Annotated in this window: 21 protein-coding genes; 3 read left to right on the top strand and 18 right to left on the bottom strand. The window is 38.8% G+C overall.

The window, feature by feature from the left end; translation table 11 throughout:
• Positions 1-271: 271 nt before the first annotated feature.
• The 18 genes from spoIVA to HPC67_RS00150 form a co-directional block, all read right to left on the bottom strand.
• The gene (spoIVA, locus tag HPC67_RS00235; protein WP_217585430.1) at positions 272-1,750 is read right to left on the bottom strand and encodes a stage IV sporulation protein A; all 1,479 of its coding nucleotides are present in this window, start codon (positions 1,748-1,750) and stop codon (positions 272-274) included.
• A gap of 223 nt (positions 1,751-1,973) precedes the next feature.
• Positions 1,974-2,696 carry a hypothetical protein gene (locus tag HPC67_RS00230; protein ID WP_217585429.1) on the bottom strand — a complete coding sequence of 241 codons (723 nt, stop codon included), beginning with the start codon at positions 2,694-2,696 and terminating at the stop codon, positions 1,974-1,976.
• Between the two features lie 17 nt (positions 2,697-2,713).
• Positions 2,714-2,911 carry a DUF2768 domain-containing protein gene (locus tag HPC67_RS00225; RefSeq protein WP_217585428.1) on the bottom strand — a complete coding sequence of 66 codons (198 nt, stop codon included), beginning with the start codon at positions 2,909-2,911 and terminating at the stop codon, positions 2,714-2,716.
• A 228-nt stretch (positions 2,912-3,139) separates the two neighbouring features.
• Positions 3,140-3,400: a stage VI sporulation protein F gene (locus HPC67_RS00220; RefSeq protein ID WP_217585427.1), complete on the bottom strand. Its 261-nt coding sequence runs from the start codon at positions 3,398-3,400 to the stop codon at positions 3,140-3,142.
• A 66-nt stretch (positions 3,401-3,466) separates the two neighbouring features.
• Positions 3,467-4,504: an NAD(P)H-dependent glycerol-3-phosphate dehydrogenase gene (locus HPC67_RS00215; RefSeq protein ID WP_217585426.1), complete on the bottom strand. Its 1,038-nt coding sequence runs from the start codon at positions 4,502-4,504 to the stop codon at positions 3,467-3,469.
• A gap of 12 nt (positions 4,505-4,516) precedes the next feature.
• On the bottom strand, positions 4,517-5,827 hold the full coding sequence (gene der / locus HPC67_RS00210; protein ID WP_217585425.1) for a ribosome biogenesis GTPase Der: 1,311 nt from the start codon (positions 5,825-5,827) through the stop codon (positions 4,517-4,519).
• 132 nt (positions 5,828-5,959) lie between these two features.
• A complete protein-coding gene (locus tag HPC67_RS00205) occupies positions 5,960-6,145 on the bottom strand; it encodes a capping complex subunit for YIEGIA (RefSeq protein WP_217585424.1) in 186 nt (61 codons plus the stop codon).
• Positions 6,142-7,041, bottom strand: coding sequence for a YIEGIA family protein (locus HPC67_RS00200; protein WP_217585423.1), 900 nt, complete (start codon positions 7,039-7,041; stop codon positions 6,142-6,144). Before HPC67_RS00200 ends, HPC67_RS00205 begins: the two co-directional genes overlap by 4 nt.
• 4 nt (positions 7,042-7,045) lie before the next feature.
• Entirely contained in the window at positions 7,046-7,630 is a 585-nt protein-coding gene (locus tag HPC67_RS00195) for a YphA family membrane protein (protein ID WP_217585422.1), read from the bottom strand.
• 99 nt (positions 7,631-7,729) lie between these two features.
• The gene (gene rpsA / locus HPC67_RS00190) at positions 7,730-8,854 is read right to left on the bottom strand and encodes a 30S ribosomal protein S1 (RefSeq protein WP_217585421.1); all 1,125 of its coding nucleotides are present in this window, start codon (positions 8,852-8,854) and stop codon (positions 7,730-7,732) included.
• 136 nt (positions 8,855-8,990) lie between these two features.
• Positions 8,991-9,581: a lysophospholipid acyltransferase family protein gene (locus tag HPC67_RS00185; RefSeq protein ID WP_217585420.1), complete on the bottom strand. Its 591-nt coding sequence runs from the start codon at positions 9,579-9,581 to the stop codon at positions 8,991-8,993.
• A 14-nt stretch (positions 9,582-9,595) separates the two neighbouring features.
• A complete protein-coding gene (gene cmk, locus HPC67_RS00180) occupies positions 9,596-10,276 on the bottom strand; it encodes a (d)CMP kinase (protein WP_217585419.1) in 681 nt (226 codons plus the stop codon).
• Between the two features lie 111 nt (positions 10,277-10,387).
• The gene (locus HPC67_RS00175) at positions 10,388-11,044 is read right to left on the bottom strand and encodes a flagellar brake protein (protein ID WP_217585418.1); all 657 of its coding nucleotides are present in this window, start codon (positions 11,042-11,044) and stop codon (positions 10,388-10,390) included.
• Between the two features lie 169 nt (positions 11,045-11,213).
• Positions 11,214-12,557: a germination protein YpeB gene (gene ypeB / locus HPC67_RS00170; protein ID WP_217585417.1), complete on the bottom strand. Its 1,344-nt coding sequence runs from the start codon at positions 12,555-12,557 to the stop codon at positions 11,214-11,216.
• A gap of 15 nt (positions 12,558-12,572) precedes the next feature.
• Complete coding sequence (sleB, locus tag HPC67_RS00165; protein ID WP_425514296.1) at positions 12,573-13,385, bottom strand: spore cortex-lytic enzyme; 813 nt, start codon at positions 13,383-13,385, stop codon at positions 12,573-12,575.
• Positions 13,386-13,683: 298 nt separating this feature from the next.
• Entirely contained in the window at positions 13,684-14,373 is a 690-nt protein-coding gene (gene prsW, locus HPC67_RS00160) for a glutamic-type intramembrane protease PrsW (RefSeq protein ID WP_217585415.1), read from the bottom strand.
• A gap of 66 nt (positions 14,374-14,439) precedes the next feature.
• Entirely contained in the window at positions 14,440-15,441 is a 1,002-nt protein-coding gene (locus tag HPC67_RS00155; RefSeq protein WP_217585414.1) for a YpdA family putative bacillithiol disulfide reductase, read from the bottom strand.
• A 113-nt stretch (positions 15,442-15,554) separates the two neighbouring features.
• The gene (locus HPC67_RS00150; RefSeq protein WP_217585413.1) at positions 15,555-16,832 is read right to left on the bottom strand and encodes a Glu/Leu/Phe/Val family dehydrogenase; all 1,278 of its coding nucleotides are present in this window, start codon (positions 16,830-16,832) and stop codon (positions 15,555-15,557) included.
• Between the two features lie 221 nt (positions 16,833-17,053).
• Here HPC67_RS00150 and HPC67_RS00145 point away from each other — a divergent pair, with 221 nt between their 5' ends.
• From HPC67_RS00145 to HPC67_RS00135, 3 genes are read left to right on the top strand one after another with little or no spacing between them, the layout of a single operon-like run.
• Positions 17,054-17,281: a spore coat associated protein CotJA gene (locus HPC67_RS00145; RefSeq protein WP_217585412.1), complete on the top strand. Its 228-nt coding sequence runs from the start codon at positions 17,054-17,056 to the stop codon at positions 17,279-17,281.
• A gap of 4 nt (positions 17,282-17,285) precedes the next feature.
• Positions 17,286-17,537 carry a spore coat protein CotJB gene (locus HPC67_RS00140; protein ID WP_217586212.1) on the top strand — a complete coding sequence of 84 codons (252 nt, stop codon included), beginning with the start codon at positions 17,286-17,288 and terminating at the stop codon, positions 17,535-17,537.
• Positions 17,538-17,566: 29 nt separating this feature from the next.
• Positions 17,567-18,136, top strand: coding sequence for a manganese catalase family protein (locus tag HPC67_RS00135; RefSeq protein ID WP_217585411.1), 570 nt, complete (start codon positions 17,567-17,569; stop codon positions 18,134-18,136).
• Positions 18,137-18,150 lie beyond the last annotated feature (14 nt).

Below are 18,150 nucleotides of genomic sequence, written 5' to 3'. Positions count from 1 at the left end.
ACCCATTTAAACCAATGGTTGACAACGATTATCATAACTGAGTTTCACATAAAATTCAACATTAATCCGCTTTTTTTTTCGTTTTTCTTGGTATTTTTAACAGATTCTCCTTTATAACGTACACGTTTTCAATCTATCGTTCTTAATAACCTTACTTATTTACTTACAAGATACATCTCCTAAATCCTGCTATTTTTTCAAATTAATCTTGTATTTTAGAGGAAATCACACGAAACACAAAAAAGCAGCTTATGCAGCTGCTTCAGTAGTTTTATAAAATAATCGCGATTAACCCTCTTGAGCCTTCATTGATCATCCGCTCTAACGTTTCTTTTAATTTATACCTTGTATGTTCCGGCATCAACGATATTTTACCTTGGATACCTTCTCTTACGATTGAACTGAGTGATCTTCCGAAAATATCAGATTCCCAAATCGATAACGGATCATCCTCAAAATCCTGCATTAAATATCTGACCAATTCTTCACTCTGTTTTTCAGTACCAATGATCGGAGAAAATTCGGATTCAACATCCACTTTTACCATATGAATAGATGGTGCAACTGCCTTTAACCGGACACCGTATCTGGACCCTTGGCGGATAATTTCTGGCTCATCGAGCTCCATATCTTCAAGAGTTGGTGCTGCAATCCCATACCCCGTCTGCTTAACCATCTGCAAAGCGCTTGCAACTTGATCATACTCTCTCTTTGCATGAGCAAAATCCTGCATAAGCTCTAATAAATGATCTTTACCCCGAATTTCTTCGCCGACGATTTCCTTGAGGATGTGATCGTACAATTCATCTGGAGCATGTAAGTCGATTTCCGCTATACCTTCGCCCATTTCCATTCCAGCCAAGTTTGCCCGTTCAATATATTCATAAGCGTTAAAATCGCCCATGATATGATCAACATCTCTTAATCGCTTAATATTTTGTACGGTTTCTTGAATCGCTTCCTCGTAATTCCGTCTCAGCCAATGATTTTCATTTAGAACCATCACCCAGCTCGGCAAATTAACATTAACCTCGAGTACTGGGAATTCATACAATGCTTCCCGTAGAACGTTGTAAACATCATGTTCTTCCATCTTTTCTACACTCATTGCTAGCACAGGAATATCATATGCATCTACGAGTTCCTGCCTTAGGAGCTCAGTCTCTTGACTTGAAGGTCGAACCGAATTAATGACCATAATAAACGGTTTGCCAACTTCTTTAAGTTCTTCAACGACTCTTGCTTCAGCAGGCTCATAATCAGACCGTGACAGTTCTCCTATCGTCCCATCTGTCGTCACTATGACGCCAATCGTTGAATGCTCTTGAATAACCTTCCGTGTTCCGATCTCAGCCGCATCATGAAATGGAATTGCTTCCTCATACCACGGAGTATGAATCATTCTTGGCCCATTTTCATCTTCAAATCCTTTAGCCCCTTCTACCGCATACCCTACACAATCAACTAATCTAACATTGACATCAAGTCCTTCGTCTACTTGTACAGATACTGCTTGATTTGGTACAAACTTAGGCTCTGTCGTCATGATGGTCTTGCCGGCTGCACTTTGTGGTAATTCATCATGTGCTCTACTGCGCGCACCTTCTTCTTCAATGCCGGGCAGAACAACTAACTCCATGAATTTCTTAATAAATGTTGACTTGCCTGTCCGGACGGCTCCTACAATGCCTAGATAAATATCTCCATTTGTCCGTTTCGAAATATCTTTGAAAATATCAACCCGTTCCAAACGATCCCCTCCCGATCTCCTTTGCCGTATAGTAATCATAAACAATCTCCATGAATTGACACTACAATTCTATGATGTTGTCCTATCAGAATATGACATCAATATGTATAAAAGACTTATTAAGTTTTTCTCGATATCTTATACACATCTGGAGTCTTATTTAAGGCATAAAATAACCCCTTGACACAATATATGTATCAAAGGGGGCAATATGCGTATGAAATTATTTTGTAAGCATAAAAATAGGCTCACCGTCTTTAACGGTATATGGTAACGAATATGCTGGAACGAATGGATGATGCTCAGCTAACAAATACCGAATATCATCATTTTCTTCATACGAATGGTCTAGTTGATTAAGGGCTTCATTTAAATCAATTCGATAATCAACATATAATGTACCAGTTGTGTCCATAACAATGGGTAGATTAACACCTGAAAAAGGACTAACAACATAAGGTGGCTCGTCCAAACCTAATTTTTTATAATTAATTTGAAACACACCATCTGCTATTTTCTCACCAAAAGGTGGATATATATGTTCATTGCGATATATATTTAATTTCATGTTTACACTACGAATTTCATCAGCAATTCTTAAATCAATCAACTTAACTTGAGGGGCGGTCTCGGGATCAATGATTGTGTAACTATATATGCCACCATTCTCAAATGCGTTACCAGGAATTTCCGTCAAGAGATTCTGTTCCTTTAACTGTGTAAAATCAATCAAATACTTTTGAAACACCGGCGTATCACTTGACTTTGTACGAATAGGTAATAAGCCTTCTGTTTGTTCACGAAACTGCTCAACAGCTGTTTGTACCATTTGAAGCTGATCAATATTCGGCGTTTGACTTTTCACTTTCTCGCTTTCGGGATACATACAGCCGCTTAAAGAGACAACGATTACAAAGAGTACGAGTGTTTTATATATACGTTTCATCTTCATCCCCCTGTGCTCTATACCGTTGGGCCACTGAATACGATGTAAAGGACAATTAATCCCCCTACAATTAAAAATATGTAAGCTATAATGGCTGTTATTCCCGCAAGTACTCCGGTAAACTTACGTCTACTAAGCTGTATGAAAGCGAGCGCTGCTATCAAAAGACCAATTCCGGCAAATGAAATAATTTCCTTTAATCCTGCTGCACTCATGATTCATCCCCCACTAAAATTCAATCATTACAATTTGTATTATAGCATTAAATGTAAATTTACGATAAAAATTGCGCGATCTCATAAATTCCGGGATGAAGGGGGCCAAGGCTGGCTTCATCCCGGGTGACCAAATAATATCCAAAAGGGCAGTTCTATCCATAAATCCTTGTACGATTTATCCTATGCAATCTTACATGGTGGTGTATCATCACTTGCCCAGTCAAGCTAGTTTTTAAACATTTTCGACAATGATTGCATATTCATTGGCACATCATTGTTAATGATAGATGCAACAATTTTATCTTCTTTTTCTTTTGATATTCGCTTATTCGCCATTTTTGACAACCGTCTTACAAGGTTTCGGACTGTCTTTTCATCTGAGAAATCAGCGTTTTTGACCGAGTTGGCAACCTTGTATATCTCATCAGGATTGATGTTGGCATTTTTTTGGAGATTATCAAAAATATTATTTTGTGAATGGCTCACATGCTCTCCTCCTTATGATGATGATTCACCATATTGTATGCATGTTGAGACATCCGTGTTCGTGTGCTATTGCGGATTGTGTAATAGGTTTTCTAGATCATCCATTTCTTCACGTTTTGTACGATTCATTAATTGCTCAACAACTTGACGAGGGTCTTTATCTTCAAACAATATTTGATAAATACCAGCTGTGATCGGCATTTCAATATTATGCTCTTGAGCAAATTGATAAGCCGCTTTCGTCGTTCTTACACCTTCAACAACCATCCCCATTTGATCCAATACATCTTCTAGCGCTTTACCCTTCCCGAGTAAATTACCTGCTCGCCAATTTCTACTATGGACACTCGTGCATGTAACAATCAAATCACCAACACCTGGCAATCCGAGGAATGTAAACGGATTTGCGCCCATTTTTGTACCGAGACGTGAGATTTCAGCTAAACCACGTGTAATGAGAGCCGCTTTGGCATTATCGCCATAGCCTAGTCCGTCTGATATGCCTGCTCCAAGAGCAATGATGTTCTTAAGCGCTCCGCCAAGCTCAATTCCAATCACATCTTTACTCGTGTATACACGGAAAGCTTCATTCATAAATAGGTCTTGTGTGTACTTTGCATACCCCTCATTAACAGAGGATACTGTCACAGTAGTCGGCTGTCGTTTTGCAACTTCTTCAGCATGACTTGGCCCTGACAACACAACAATATCAGCTTCACGATAAGCTGGTACTTCTTCACCAATCACTTGTGACACACGCGCTAACGTTCCTGGCTCAATGCCTTTTGATGCATGTACAATGATAGGTGGATTATCGCTATCAATATATTGCGTGAGTTCTTGACACACCTCACGCATCGCCTTAGACGGCACAACAATTAAGATTACATCTACATGTTCAACAGCCTCTTTCATGTTCGCGTAAGCAACAATTTGTTTCGGCATCATAATTTCTAAATAGTTCTCATTTTTGTGGGTCTTATTGATTTCATCAGCATGTGCTTTGCGATGTGTCCATAAACGAACATCATGACCATTATCAGCGAGTACAATGCTTAATGCACTTCCCCAGCTACCTGCTCCAAGAACGGCTATTCGCTTCAATTGCATTCACTCCTAATCTCTTCTTCTTGCAAAGATTTTAATCGGGGTACCCGAAAAACCAAATGCTTCTCTAATTTTATTTTCTAAAAATCGCACATAAGAAAAGTGCATCAGCTCAGTATCATTAACAAACACTACGAATGCTGGCGGTTTAACAGCAACTTGCGTTGCGTACAATATTTTTAGTTTTTTCCCTTTATAAGTAGGGGTTGGATTGACCGCAAGTGCATCCATAATAACATCATTGAGCACGTTTGTAGAAATACGTTTTGAATGGTTCTCACTTACAAGTTTAATAGTCGGGATCAATGTGTGTAATCGTTTCTTTGTCTTAGCAGATAAAAATACGATCGGTGCATAGTCGAGAAATTGGAATTGTGACCGCAATTTGTCCTCAAATTCCTTCATGGATTTCTCAGTTGTCTCCACAGTGTCCCATTTGTTAACAACGAGAATGATGGCTCGTCCAGCATCATGAGCATACCCTGCAATGCGCTTGTCTTGCTCCCTAATGCCCGTATCAGCATCAATTAACACGAGGACAACATCTGAACGTTCTATCGCTTTCAAAGCGCGTAGTACACTATATTTTTCAGTCGTTTCATAAACCTTCCCTTTTTTTCGCATTCCGGCTGTATCAATGATGACATAATCCTGGCCATCTTTATGAAGTTGTGTATCAACCGCATCTCGTGTCGTTCCCTCTATATCACTAACAATAACACGTTCTTCATTGACTAATGCGTTCACTAACGATGACTTCCCAACATTCGGTCGTCCAATCAAACTAAAGTATATCGTATCCTCATCTTTCTCAACCGGTTGATCATGAGGAAATTTCTTAACAACATCATCAAGTAGGTCACCCAGTCCCAAACCATGTGATCCAGATATTGGAAATGGTTCTCCGAAACCGAGGGCATAAAAATCATAAATTCGCTCACGCATTTCACTGTTATCTATTTTATTAACAGCTAACACAACTGGCTTGCTTGACTTGTATAACAGCTTAGCCACTTCTTCATCAGAAGCGGTTACGCCTTCTCGTCCATTCACCATAAAGATAATTACATCCGCTTCGTCAATGGCGATTTCAGCCTGATGACGGATTTGAGCAAGTAACGGCTCATCTCCAACTTCAATCCCACCAGTATCGATAATATTAAATGATGTATTCAACCATTCTGCCTCACTGTATATACGATCCCTTGTAACGCCAGGGATATCTTCAACAATTGAGATTCTTTCACCAACAAGCCTATTGAAAATTGTCGACTTGCCTACATTAGGTCTGCCGACAATCGCAACTACTGATTTTCTCATGAATCAGGAACATCCTCTCCTGTATATGAATATGTCATGCTGTAAAGTCTGTTATACATTCTATCAAAGATACGCGATATAGACAATTTTTATATAGCATTAAAAGAAGCTCATGTCCACTATATTGAAAAATTAATGCTTGACGATAATATAAAGGTTTTCGGAAAGCGCATGCGCAATTCCATCCATGATCGCCTCAAGGTTGGCGGCCACAACCTGCATTTCCTCTAAATCATCACAAAGAAAAATAGGAGCACCCCCGTCTATCTTCGCTTTATCCGTCGTAATAACAGCCAAAATGGCTTTTTCTATGTTCACAGGTCGGCCTCCTCATTTTTATTGTGTGTACGTGATTGGGAAGGCATTCTAATCGCATTTTCTAAAACAGGTACCGCACCAATAATCTCTGCAGCTTTCTCTACCTCTCTGACTTGCGGTAAGATAAACACACCTATCCGTCCATCATCAAGATCACGTTTAATAAGCGGGGTAAGAGCAGGTGTACCAGAATCACGAAATACACCTAGCGAGATTGACACATCATGTAATATGGCTTGACGTTGTCCAAGATTAGCGATTGTCGTTATAACATTCATGTTTTTCGGCGTTAAAATAAAACCCATGCCATATTTTAATATTTCCTCTTGTCTTGCCTTTAGACCAATATTCATAATATAAATGTTATCAATATAAAGTCCAGCGTCCTTAAAATGTAGAGGATGATGATCAATCGCAACAATATCTTTCAAAGTGGATCCACTCATTAACGATTTTGCAATGATTAAACAAATCAAACCTGTTATTAAAGCGACATAGACGTTAAATAAGATATATACGAGGGTACCTACAAGTGACGTCAAAATAACAAGATAATTTCGTCCCTCAAATGAAATTGCGATACCTTCAATATATGTTTTCCCTCTGGAAACGAGCTCTAATTCATCAATTTCCGTAAGGGTTTGGCGTTCCATGTTGCGCACTTCTCTAAATTGGCTTGCAGCGAGGGTCAAAAATGTAATGGCGGTATATTCTTGCTCCATAAGAGCTGGGACAGCCATCGCACCTAAAGATGCTGCGATAAAGCCAAGCGACAAATGAATAATTTTCCCGTGTAAATTCGTCGGGTATTGCCTGTAATCTGTTCGTAGCATGATGATTCTCGCGACAACACCAATTAATATCCCAAATACAATTGCATATATGTACTCATTCATGACATCACCTCACTAAAAGTTTACTCATGTTAGCGACATACTGCTTCACTGTTTTAAATAAATGCCAAGTCATAATCAGACAAGTGATGACAACGGCATAATCGAAGAATTCAGGGGAACCAATCGTTGTTGGCACACGGTATTCAGCCAATATGAGTTTGTATAATAACTCACCATGAGACAATCCAAGTAAACCAATCCAAAGTTTGTTATACATCGCTTTAGTCATTGCGATTAATATCACAATTAAAATCATTGGAACCATAACGAGCTTCGGCATGAACATCCATATCGGCATGAGTTCTTCCCATAGCAAAATTCCCATAAACGCAATTGAAAAAGTTAAAGCACAAAACAAATGGTATAGCGATGCAGGTAAACGTGCATGCATCCCCATACTGCCAATCATTAAAATGATAAATGACAATGACACATCGTATGACGCGATGTTGATATATACGTGACTACATGAGATCAACAATAAAACCCATATTGAAAGACGTGAATGTCGTTTTGTTGGCTGCATAAAGAACACGATCATAACCCAATACATCCATGCCAGCCAATAAAATAGCATGCCCTCAGTCATTATTAACCACCTACCCCTATTCATTATGGGTCTGTCAAACTGTTTTTAAACAAAAAAATCCCCCTTCATCGATTTGAAGGGGGAAGCCGGAGTTAAAGTTTATTTATATTTGTCTAGTTTATCACCAATGACATCACCGAATGAAAAGCTCGATTGATCATTGTCTTTTTCATAAGACTTAAATTCTTCTGCTTCTTGTTCTTGTTCAAGCTCTTTAATGCTTAGAGCAATGCGTTCATCTTGTTCGTTTACATCAATAACTTTCACTTGAACAGACTGACCAACTTCCAGTACTTCAGATGGCGTACCAATATGACGGTTTGCAATTTGAGAAATATGAACAAGTCCTTCAACACCAGGGAATAATTCAACAAACGCGCCAAAATTCACAAGACGTTTCACTGTACCTTCTATGACATCACCGCGTGCGATTCGAGATTCAATATTCGTCCACGGACCAGGTAATGTACTTTTGTGTGATAAAGAGATTCGTTCATTATCACGGTCAACTGATAAAATTTTAACAGAAATCGTATCACCTTCAGTGACAACATCTGACGTTTTTTCGACATGCTCATGTGATAGTTCAGAAATGTGTACAAGTCCATCGATGCCACCAAGGTCAACAAATGCACCGAAGCTTGTAATGCGCTGAACAGTGCCTTCGATGATTTGACCTTCCTCTAATGACTGTAAGACACTATGTTTGTTTTTCTCATTTTCTTCTTCAACAACAGCCCGATGAGACAAAATAACGCGATCTTGTTCTCGGTCAAGCTCTGCTACTTTAACTGTAATCGTTTTGTTTAGATAATCAGAGAAGTCTTCAACGTAAAATGTTTCTACGAGTGAAGCAGGAATAAAACCACGTAATCCAACATCAACTACGAGCCCACCTTTCACAACTTCTTTGACTTCTGTCTCAAAAACCTCTTGGTTATTATATTTTTCCTCCAACGTTACCCAAGCCTGATCAGCTTCGACGATACGTTTGGATAGAATGACCTCATCATCTTCCACTTTTTTAACTTTTAACGTGAGTTCATCGCCTTCTTTTACAACATCAGACGTTTGTTCTACATGGAGATTGGACAACTCACTAATCGGAACAATGCCTTCAGTTTTGTAGCCAATATCTACTAGGACCTGTTTATCTTCGACCTTTACAACAGTTCCTGTAACAACATCACCTACATTAACGTTTGGTACTTCATGCTCACTCATACGTATAGCCCTCCTTAGAATACAAACAGCAATTTCATCATACATGCATATGATTTCATTTTTTTATTTGTCCACCATAATATATCATAAATCGCTTTATTTTTAACGCGAAAACATCTGTTTTTATTAAAAAATGCTATTTTTGTGCGTCAAATTCGGAAATTAACGTCTGTATTTCATCCATTACTTTTGTTACAGCTTCTTTTGCAGACAGTTTATTTTCTCTAGCAACATCCATATCAACAGGCTTTCCATAAATCACATTAAGCTTCTTACCAATCTTGTATGGCCCGATTATTGCACAAGGAACAATCGTTGCTTTTGAGCGTAGAGCAAAAAATCCTGCTCCAGCTAATGGTTCTCCCATTTTCCCAGTCTTACTTCTCGTCCCTTCAGGAAAAAGTCCAAGTACATGCCCTTTTTCAAGAACATCAAGTCCCATCCTTAGAGCATTACGGTCCTTCATGCCTCTTTTAACAGGAAAGGACTGAATGGCCAGAAGAAATTTACCTAGAAATTTTTTCTCAAACAACTCTGCTTTAGCCATAAAATGAACATTTCGAGGAGACGTAATCGCAACAACCGGTGGATCAAAATTAGAAATGTGATTAGAACAAATGATGACCGGTCCGTCTTTAGGTATATGTTCTTTTCCATGTACTTGAACCCGCAGCAAAGGATAAAGAACGATTTTTACGATGTTTCGAGCAAGTCGATATAAAAACATGACGTTCTCCTCCCTTATCCTTTAATAACCCGTTCTGCATACTGTAATATTAAATCTACAACCTCTTGAATTGATAACTCTGTTGTATTAATCTCTATAGCGCCTTCAGCCTTTAGTAACGGTGAAGCTGCACGCTGCGAATCGATTAGGTCTCGTTCCTCAATGTCTTTCTTTAACGTATCATAATCAGCCTTGAGCCCTTTTTTGATGTTTTCTTCATATCTTCTTCTCGCACGCTCCTCAACGGAAGCAACGAGAAATATTTTAACTTCCGCGTCTGGGATGACATGAGTCCCAATATCTCGTCCATCCATGACAACACAGCGTTTTGAAGCAAGTTCCTTTTGTCTTTTAACCATTTCTTCCCTTACTTTAACATGAGCAGACACATGTGAGACGTTGTTAGAGACGGCATCTGTTCGTATATGAAATGTCACATCCTGACCATTCACATACACATGTTGTCCGTCATCTTGCTGATCTAATATAATATCTGTTTCAAGCAGCAACTCATAAAGAGATGGTTCATTATGTACATCCACTTGTTCTTCAAGTGCTCTTAACGTTAATGCACGATACATTGCCCCTGTATCAATATAAATGTACGATAAATGTTTAGCGACCATCTTCGCCACAGTGCTTTTTCCAGCGGCAGCTGGCCCATCAATGGCAATCGCAATTTTATTTAGTTCCATTATTGTCATTCCTTCCATTCCACTTACCATCTATCATTTCTCATATCGTTAGATGTCGTTCATTCATTGTTTATCATAACACAACTGTTAAAATGTCGTCTAACACAGTCATTAGCTCAATTCTTTTCTACGGGCTTCACGCTGTTTTTCAAAACAGTACATAATGATTGCCTGTCTGTCAGAATCGGTAATGTGCGTGAATCCAAGTGATGCAATTGTTAATTGATCACGAGAATGTATGCGAACAACTTTTGAATCTGCGTGAATGTACTTAATCTCACCTGATACAAAAGGAAGCACTAAGCAAACCGACACACTCTCGCCTTCATAAAGTTCATACTCATTGATGATTAACGATAATCCACCACCACTGATATCAAGTGTTACGGATACAAATGGTTCTTTATACGCATGCTCATTTTGTAAAGCAACATCTACAGCTGTTTCGATACGGACATATTGTCTACGCTGTATTTTTTTAACATCTTGTTTTTCTGGTAGTGACAACTTTAATGCAGGTATTGTTAATTTTTCTCGTGAAACAACGTTCGTTTTAAAGGTATAAACCGTATCATTATCTCCTATATATGACACATAGACTATTGAGTCCATCGGTAAGAAAGCGGTTCGTTTCGTCACCTCATCTATAGGATAGTCAATAAATATATGTTTATCTCTTACATCAATTACTTTAGCGCGATAGTGGTCACGATTTGTGTCGCTCGAATTCTCTAAAGTGATTGTTAACGTCGTACCAACAGGCAGCATAAGACCCCCCCTGATTCCTTTGCTCTTATTATTGCAGAAAAACAGCAAAAGGGAAAGGCATTTAACCCTTCCCTTTAAAAGAAAACCGTTTTGTATACGTTCATAGGCATATATTAAAAAGAGTGTTTCTCTGTTGATCCTTTAGACCACCTGTTTTAATGATCGGCCCTTAAGACAAGCCTTCGTAATTTATTTCTTTGCCTCCAAGCTTCTCCACGCGCTCTTCCGTTCCGTCCATAGCGTTAATGAAAATGCGATACGTATCATCGCCCATTGTTCCGATAAATTCATGGGTCAATACTTCTTCGCCTAATTCGTTTTCAATAATAGACAAGTACTCTTCTTGAATAGACACGTTTTCGTTTACTTTTTCTCTTGCTTCTTGAACCGTTATTCCCGGTTCAGGAATATCTCTTTCAACGTGATTCATAAAATAATTACGTGCTGTTAGACCCAGTATTTCGCCATTATCTAATGCGACCTTCACTTCTACGGCATCTGGATAGACTCGAACATCTCCTTGCTGATAGAGAAATGAATACACACCAATATGTTCGTATTCGCTACTATTAAACAGAGACATGTCATCAAATTTAAATGACTGTAAATACTTCTGCGCTTTTTCCATACCTTGATTTAAGCTCAGTTTCTTTTCAGCGATTGGACGATCCACAAGAAGATTTAAAGGATACCCTCCATTTTGTGTCATATCCATATAACCATGCCGATCATTCTTTTCGTATGATATGCTATAAAGTGGTATATCCGCACCTTTGCCGGTTTCCGACAGATTTAATTGTGAACCATCTTCTAACTTGAAAATTGACTGACCTTTAGTGATAGCTTCTTGTTTACTTATTTTTTTCTCAGGCAGATTTTTAAACTCATGGTCTTTTGTTGCCATACCGATGATGGACGATTGAATGTTTCCTTCTGAAAAACCTTCAACCTTTTTTTCTACCGTCTTAAAACCATCAATAATTGTGTTATCCGCTTGTTCATCTTTTGTCGCTAAAGCGAGCTGAACGTCCATCCAACGGAGATTATTTTCTAATGCCAAATGCTGAACTTGTCTTAATTCATTTTTAATATCAGCTGCTTGATCATATAAATTTTCTAGCGACTCTGTTTCTTTAGCCGTTAACGGATCTTTTTCAAGGTCTCGAACAGCGGTGCGATACGTAAAATCACCAATATCCGCTAAAAAGGATTCCGTCTTATTAAACGGCAGCAATGATAAAGGTAAATTCCCAACGTCAGATAACGCTTCTGATGTTAAACGCCAAATTTCAACCATTTGTGGTGAAAGGCGCTCCTTTGAATCCATCGCTAGGGCGGTGCCTATCTTATCATGAAGCAAATCCATATGGTATGTTAAATTATGGAACGACTTTTGATAATTATTTTCAGCCTGAATCAATATGGCATTTTTTTCTTGTCGCTCTTGATATCCCCATATACCTGCTGCAACAGTTGTCACAGACAATACCCCTATAAGAATCCAACGAACCATGTTCATCTCACCTTCCTATTTACAAAATATATGTTTCCCAATTTGCTTGATTTGTGGTCTTGTCCAGATCCAACCTGACGTGGCAGTATTCGGGTTAAAATAATATAGTGCATTCCCAGACGGGTCCCAACCATTAATGGCATCTAGAACGGCTTTTTTTGACGTTTCATGAGGCGTCAACCAAATTTGCCCATCAGAAACAGCTGTAAATGCACGCGGTTCAAATATTACACCTGATACTGTATTCGGGAATGTCGGGCTTTTGACTCTATTCAAAATAACAGCGGCAACCGCAACCTGTCCGACATATGATTCGCCTCTTGCCTCGCCATGAACAGCATTTGCTAATAACTTAATATCATTTTGAGAATAGCCTTGTGGAACGTTAACAGCTGTCGTATTTGTTTCTGGTGGTTGGTCCCCACTAGGAGATGGAGCAGGCTGTTGTGGCTTTGGTGCAGGCTTCTCAGGTTGATCCGTTCCACCTTTATTATCCGTTCCACCGTAATGCGTAAATCGATTTCCCTCTCTTATTTGTTGTTTAACATAGTACTCATTATATTCGCTTGCATTTGCAAGCTTTTGCTTGGTTTTAGCCCCCGCTAAACCATCAATGTCTAGACCGAACTCATATTGAAAATTCCTTAATGCCCAATATGTCCCCCATCCAAAGACACCGTCAATCTTTCCATTATAAAATCCTAAATACTGTAATCTCGCTTGTAATTCTATAACGTCATCACCAACAGCGCCGTGCTGAATAACCTGATTCGTGAATGCATCTACTTCATGTTCTGGCTTAAACATTGATGGCAAACAAATAGTCATCGAAAGAATCAAACCAAAAATTATCAACTGCTTCTTGTTCATATCTTCTCCTCCTGCTGTTATACATGGTCTGTTACGTTATTTTTTCTGTAAAAGCTCTTTTTATGCATCGGTCGAAGATGGGAAACAGAGAATCGAATGGAATGAACAACTATAATCAAAAGAGAAACAGCATTAGGACGGGTTTATAACGATTGAAAGCAACTTTATGCCATAGAAAAAATCCGAACAATGATTCAATCACAAGAATCAGTTCGGATTTTTTCCTTCATACATATAACGTCTATAATAGCCTTTTTTAGGCGTTTTTTTTATAAGTTGTAATTGGTATGACATCATGGTTAGCGTGAGATGATTCCGCTGCAATTTTAACACGTCTCATACAAACCATCCATAGAGCTAACATAAATGGAACTAAAATAAATACCCAATTGGACGCTGAAGCTTTTAATATATAATTATATGTTCCATGCAATATAAATGGAAACAAAAGCGCCATCGTAATATGGCTTTTTTTATATGTGGCGTTCATCTTCGCTTTCCCGAAATAATAGCCCATAATGACGCCAAAAAGCGCGTGAGAAGAGACAGGGAAAAGTGCTCTCGTTACAGCGTATTCAATACCATTCGTCATTAAATAAAGCACATTTTCAAACGTCGCAAATCCTAGACTGATGGCAACAGCATAAACAATGCCATCATAATGCGTATCAAATTCAGCATGGTGATAAATCATATACATAAATATAAACCACTTGAAAAATTCCTCAGAAAAACTCGCCACTATGAATGATTGGAAAAACTCATTCTCTACCCAACCTTCTTGACCGATTGCATATTGCAAAAACATAATCGGAAACACAACTAATACGCCCCACAAAAACATTTTAATAATGAGTGGTAGCGGCTCGGCGTATTTATCCTTTAAGTAAAAAAAAGACATGAGTGCAATGGCAGGTGCCAAACTTGCCGATAAAACAGCAAACATAAAATGCCCTCTTTCAAGTTGATACTGTCATCGTATCATTTACTTAAAGAAATGAAAACCGTATTCTTAATTTTTATTGCTCGTGTCTTCTCTTTCGGCAATGGCGGTTGCAATTAAAGCGCCATGAAAACGACCATTCTCAATAAATATTTTATTGTTGTTAAACCCAGCTGCAACAACGCCAGCAATAAAAATGTTTGATATGTTTGTTTCATACGTCTGCTCATCAAATGACGGTTTACCAGAATCACGGTCAATATGGATACCTGCTCGTTGTAAAAACGTTACATCAGGTCGATATCCTGTCATTGCAAATACAAAATCATTATCAATCGTATACATTTCATTGTCTTTTGCGTATGTGACAGACGTCTCTGTTATGCTTTGAACATGTGCATTAAACACCATGCGAATATGTTTTTTTTCTACTAATTGGTCAAAATTTGGTAAAATCCACGGTTTAATACTAGGCGAATAGGCCTCTCCTCGATACAACACAGTCACACGTGCCCCCGCAGCATAAAGCTCGAGAGCAGCATCAACAGCTGAATTTTTTCCACCAATTACAACAACATCCTTATTAAAATATGGATGTGCTTCTTTAAAATAGTGCATCACTTTCGGCATGTCTTCACCAGGGACTCGAAGCATATTTGGCTGGTCATAGTATCCAGTTGCAATTACAACATAGCTTGCTGTATATGCCTTTTTATGCCCTGTGGCCGTTTCTACATCTACATGAAATAGATGCTGTGACTGCTTAATTGAAACAACTTTTTCAAAGGTGTTCATCCTCAGCTCTTGTCGCTTTGCAACCGTTCTATAGTAAACGAGTGCTTCATTTCGTACAGGTTTTTGTTTTTCTGTAATAAAAGGGATATCGCCTATTTCTAATTTATCACTGGAGCTAAAAAACGTTTGATGTGTAGGAAACTGATGAATGGTATGAACAACATTCTCTTTTTCTATAATAAGTGGATCGATGCCTTGCTTTTGTAATTCAATTGCACAGGACATACCACACGGTCCGCCTCCTACAATAATGACTGTTTCGTGTTGTTCTTTCATAATGAGCCTCTCCTTTATAAAATCGATCGCATACAGCTTAAAGGCAAAAAACTCTTATCCTTAACATATGATAAGAGTTTTCGCCTATTGAATGGTCAATGATTAGGACACATTTATACCCAGCCACGGAATCGTGCAGCTTCGGCCATCTTTCTCACCCCGACCATATATGCGGCAAGTCTCATATCAATTCGTCGTGTTTGGGCAGTTTTGTATATTGTATTAAATGATTTGATCATAATTTCATGTAGTTTTTCATCAATTTCCGCTTCTGACCAATAGTAGCCTTGGTTGTTCTGGACCCATTCAAAATAAGAAACTGTTACACCACCAGCAGAGGCCATAACATCAGGGACGAGTAAAATCCCCCTGTCAGTCAAAATTTTAGTTCCTTCCATCGTTGTTGGCCCGTTCGCAGCTTCCACGACTATTTTCGCTTTAATATTCGGTGCGTTTTCAGCTGTAATCTGATTCTCAACTGCAGCTGGTACAAGGATATCACAATCCAGCTCTAGCATATCTTTATTAGAAATGGTCGTATCAAATAAATTCGTAACCGTACCAAAGCTGTCACGTCTATCGAGCAAATAATCAATGTCTAGGCCGTTTGGATCATGAATCGCACCATAGGCGTCGGATATTGCAATGACCTTTGCACCTGCATCATGCAAGAACTTTGACAGAAAACTCCCGGCGTTGCCGAATCCCTGAACAATAACTCTGGCACCCTTGAGCTCTATCCCTTTTTTCTTAGCTGCTTCATTAATACAAATTGTTACCCCTTTTGCTGTAGCGGATTCTCGACCATGTGAACCACCTAAAACGATTGGCTTACCCGTAATAAATCCAGGACTATTATATTCGTCAATACGGCTATATTCATCCATCATCCAAGCCATAATTTGTGAGTTTGTAAAGACATCTGGTGCTGGAATGTCTTTTGTTGGACCTACAATTTGACTGATAGCCCTTACATAACCTCTACTTAAACCTTCAAGTTCTCTGAATGACATCTCGCGTGGATCGCAAATAATACCACCTTTACCCCCACCATATGGTAGATCAACAATTCCCGCTTTCAGACTCATCCATATTGATAACGCTTTCACTTCTTTTTCAGTTACGTCAGGATGAAAACGAACCCCACCCTTTGTTGGACCAACAGCATCATTATGTTGTGCGCGATAACCAGTGAATATCTTTATGGAACCATCATCCATTCGTACAGGGATACGAACAGATAACATCCGTATCGGTTCCTTTAATAATTGATAGACCTCATCAGGATAACCTAATTTATCCAACGCATTTTTAACAACTACCCTCGTAGAATGCAAAACATCCATCTGTTCGTTTTCTGTGCTAGAAGCTGCTGCTTTCTCGGCCACCATGATTACCTCCTACAAATCCATAAAAATATTAATATAAGTTGTACTCAGAGTTTAGTATACACGTTCATAATAAATATGCAATCATAAGAATTCTTTTTTTATACAAAAACATCTTCCTAATCCTTTTTAAGTTTCAAACGGTATAAATGCAGAATAAGACAAACCTTTATTTCATACCTTTTAAGGATGCATATGTATTTATAAGAAAGGAGGAATATGTGATGTTTTCGCAATTTAAGTATTGGGAACCCTATATTAGTCCGTTCGATCCCTGTCCACCTATCCGCGTAAAAAGCTACAGTACCCCGCCAAATCTCTATATCAATTTCCAACCTCCGGGTATGCCACAATTTAAAACCCCGAAACAGGCCTTGTTACACGGCACATTATGGCCTGATTTATACAGCCCGTACCCTAACCCGGCAAAACGAGGTGATCAGCTTGAATAAACAAATGCCCCCTGAATATTATAAACAGCTCGAAGACATTCAGGCTGTCGACTTTGTCCTTGTTGAATTAACGCTTTATTTAGATACACACCCGAACGATTGGGATGCCATTGAACAATTCAATCACTACGCCAAAAAAAGCAAAGCATTAAAAAGCGAATTTGAAAAGCAGTTTGGGCCACTAATGCAATATGGTCGCAGCTACTCTAACTATCCGTGGGATTGGAACGACACCCCATGGCCGTGGCAAGTGTAACGTCTCTATTTAAATAGGAGGAGATTGTGATGTGGTATTATGAAAAAAAACTGCAATACCCTGTGAAGGTCAGGGACTGTAATCCGAGACTAGCAAAATATTTAATTGAACAATATGGTGGTGCAGATGGTGAACTTGCAGCGGCATTAAGATATTTGAATCAACGTTATACAATTCCTGATAAGGTCGTTGGCTTGTTAAACGATATTGGCACAGAGGAATTCGCTCATTTAGAAATGATTGCGACGATGGTTTATAAACTAACAAAAGACGCTACACCAGAGCAACTTAAAGAAGCGGGACTTGGAGCACATTACGCGAATCATGATCGCGCTCTTTTTTATCAAAATGCTGCAGGAGATCCTTTTACTGCGACTTACATTCAAGCAAAAGGAGATCCGATAGCTGACCTTTATGAAGACATTGCAGCTGAAGAAAAAGCACGGGCCACGTATCAATGGATTATTAACATGTCTGATGACCCAGAATTAAATGACAGTCTTAAATTCCTCCGTGAACGAGAGGTCATTCATTCTCTAAGATTTAGAGAAGCGGTTGAAATTTTAAAAGACGAGCGGGATCGCAAAAAAATATTTTAACGCTTACGGCATGT

This window comes from Lentibacillus saliphilus, assembly GCF_019093865.1.
Taxonomy (GTDB): domain Bacteria; phylum Bacillota; class Bacilli; order Bacillales; family Amphibacillaceae; genus Lentibacillus_B; species Lentibacillus_B saliphilus.
Note: the sequence above shows the minus strand (reverse complement) of the source record. Positions and strands in the feature narration are given on the sequence as shown.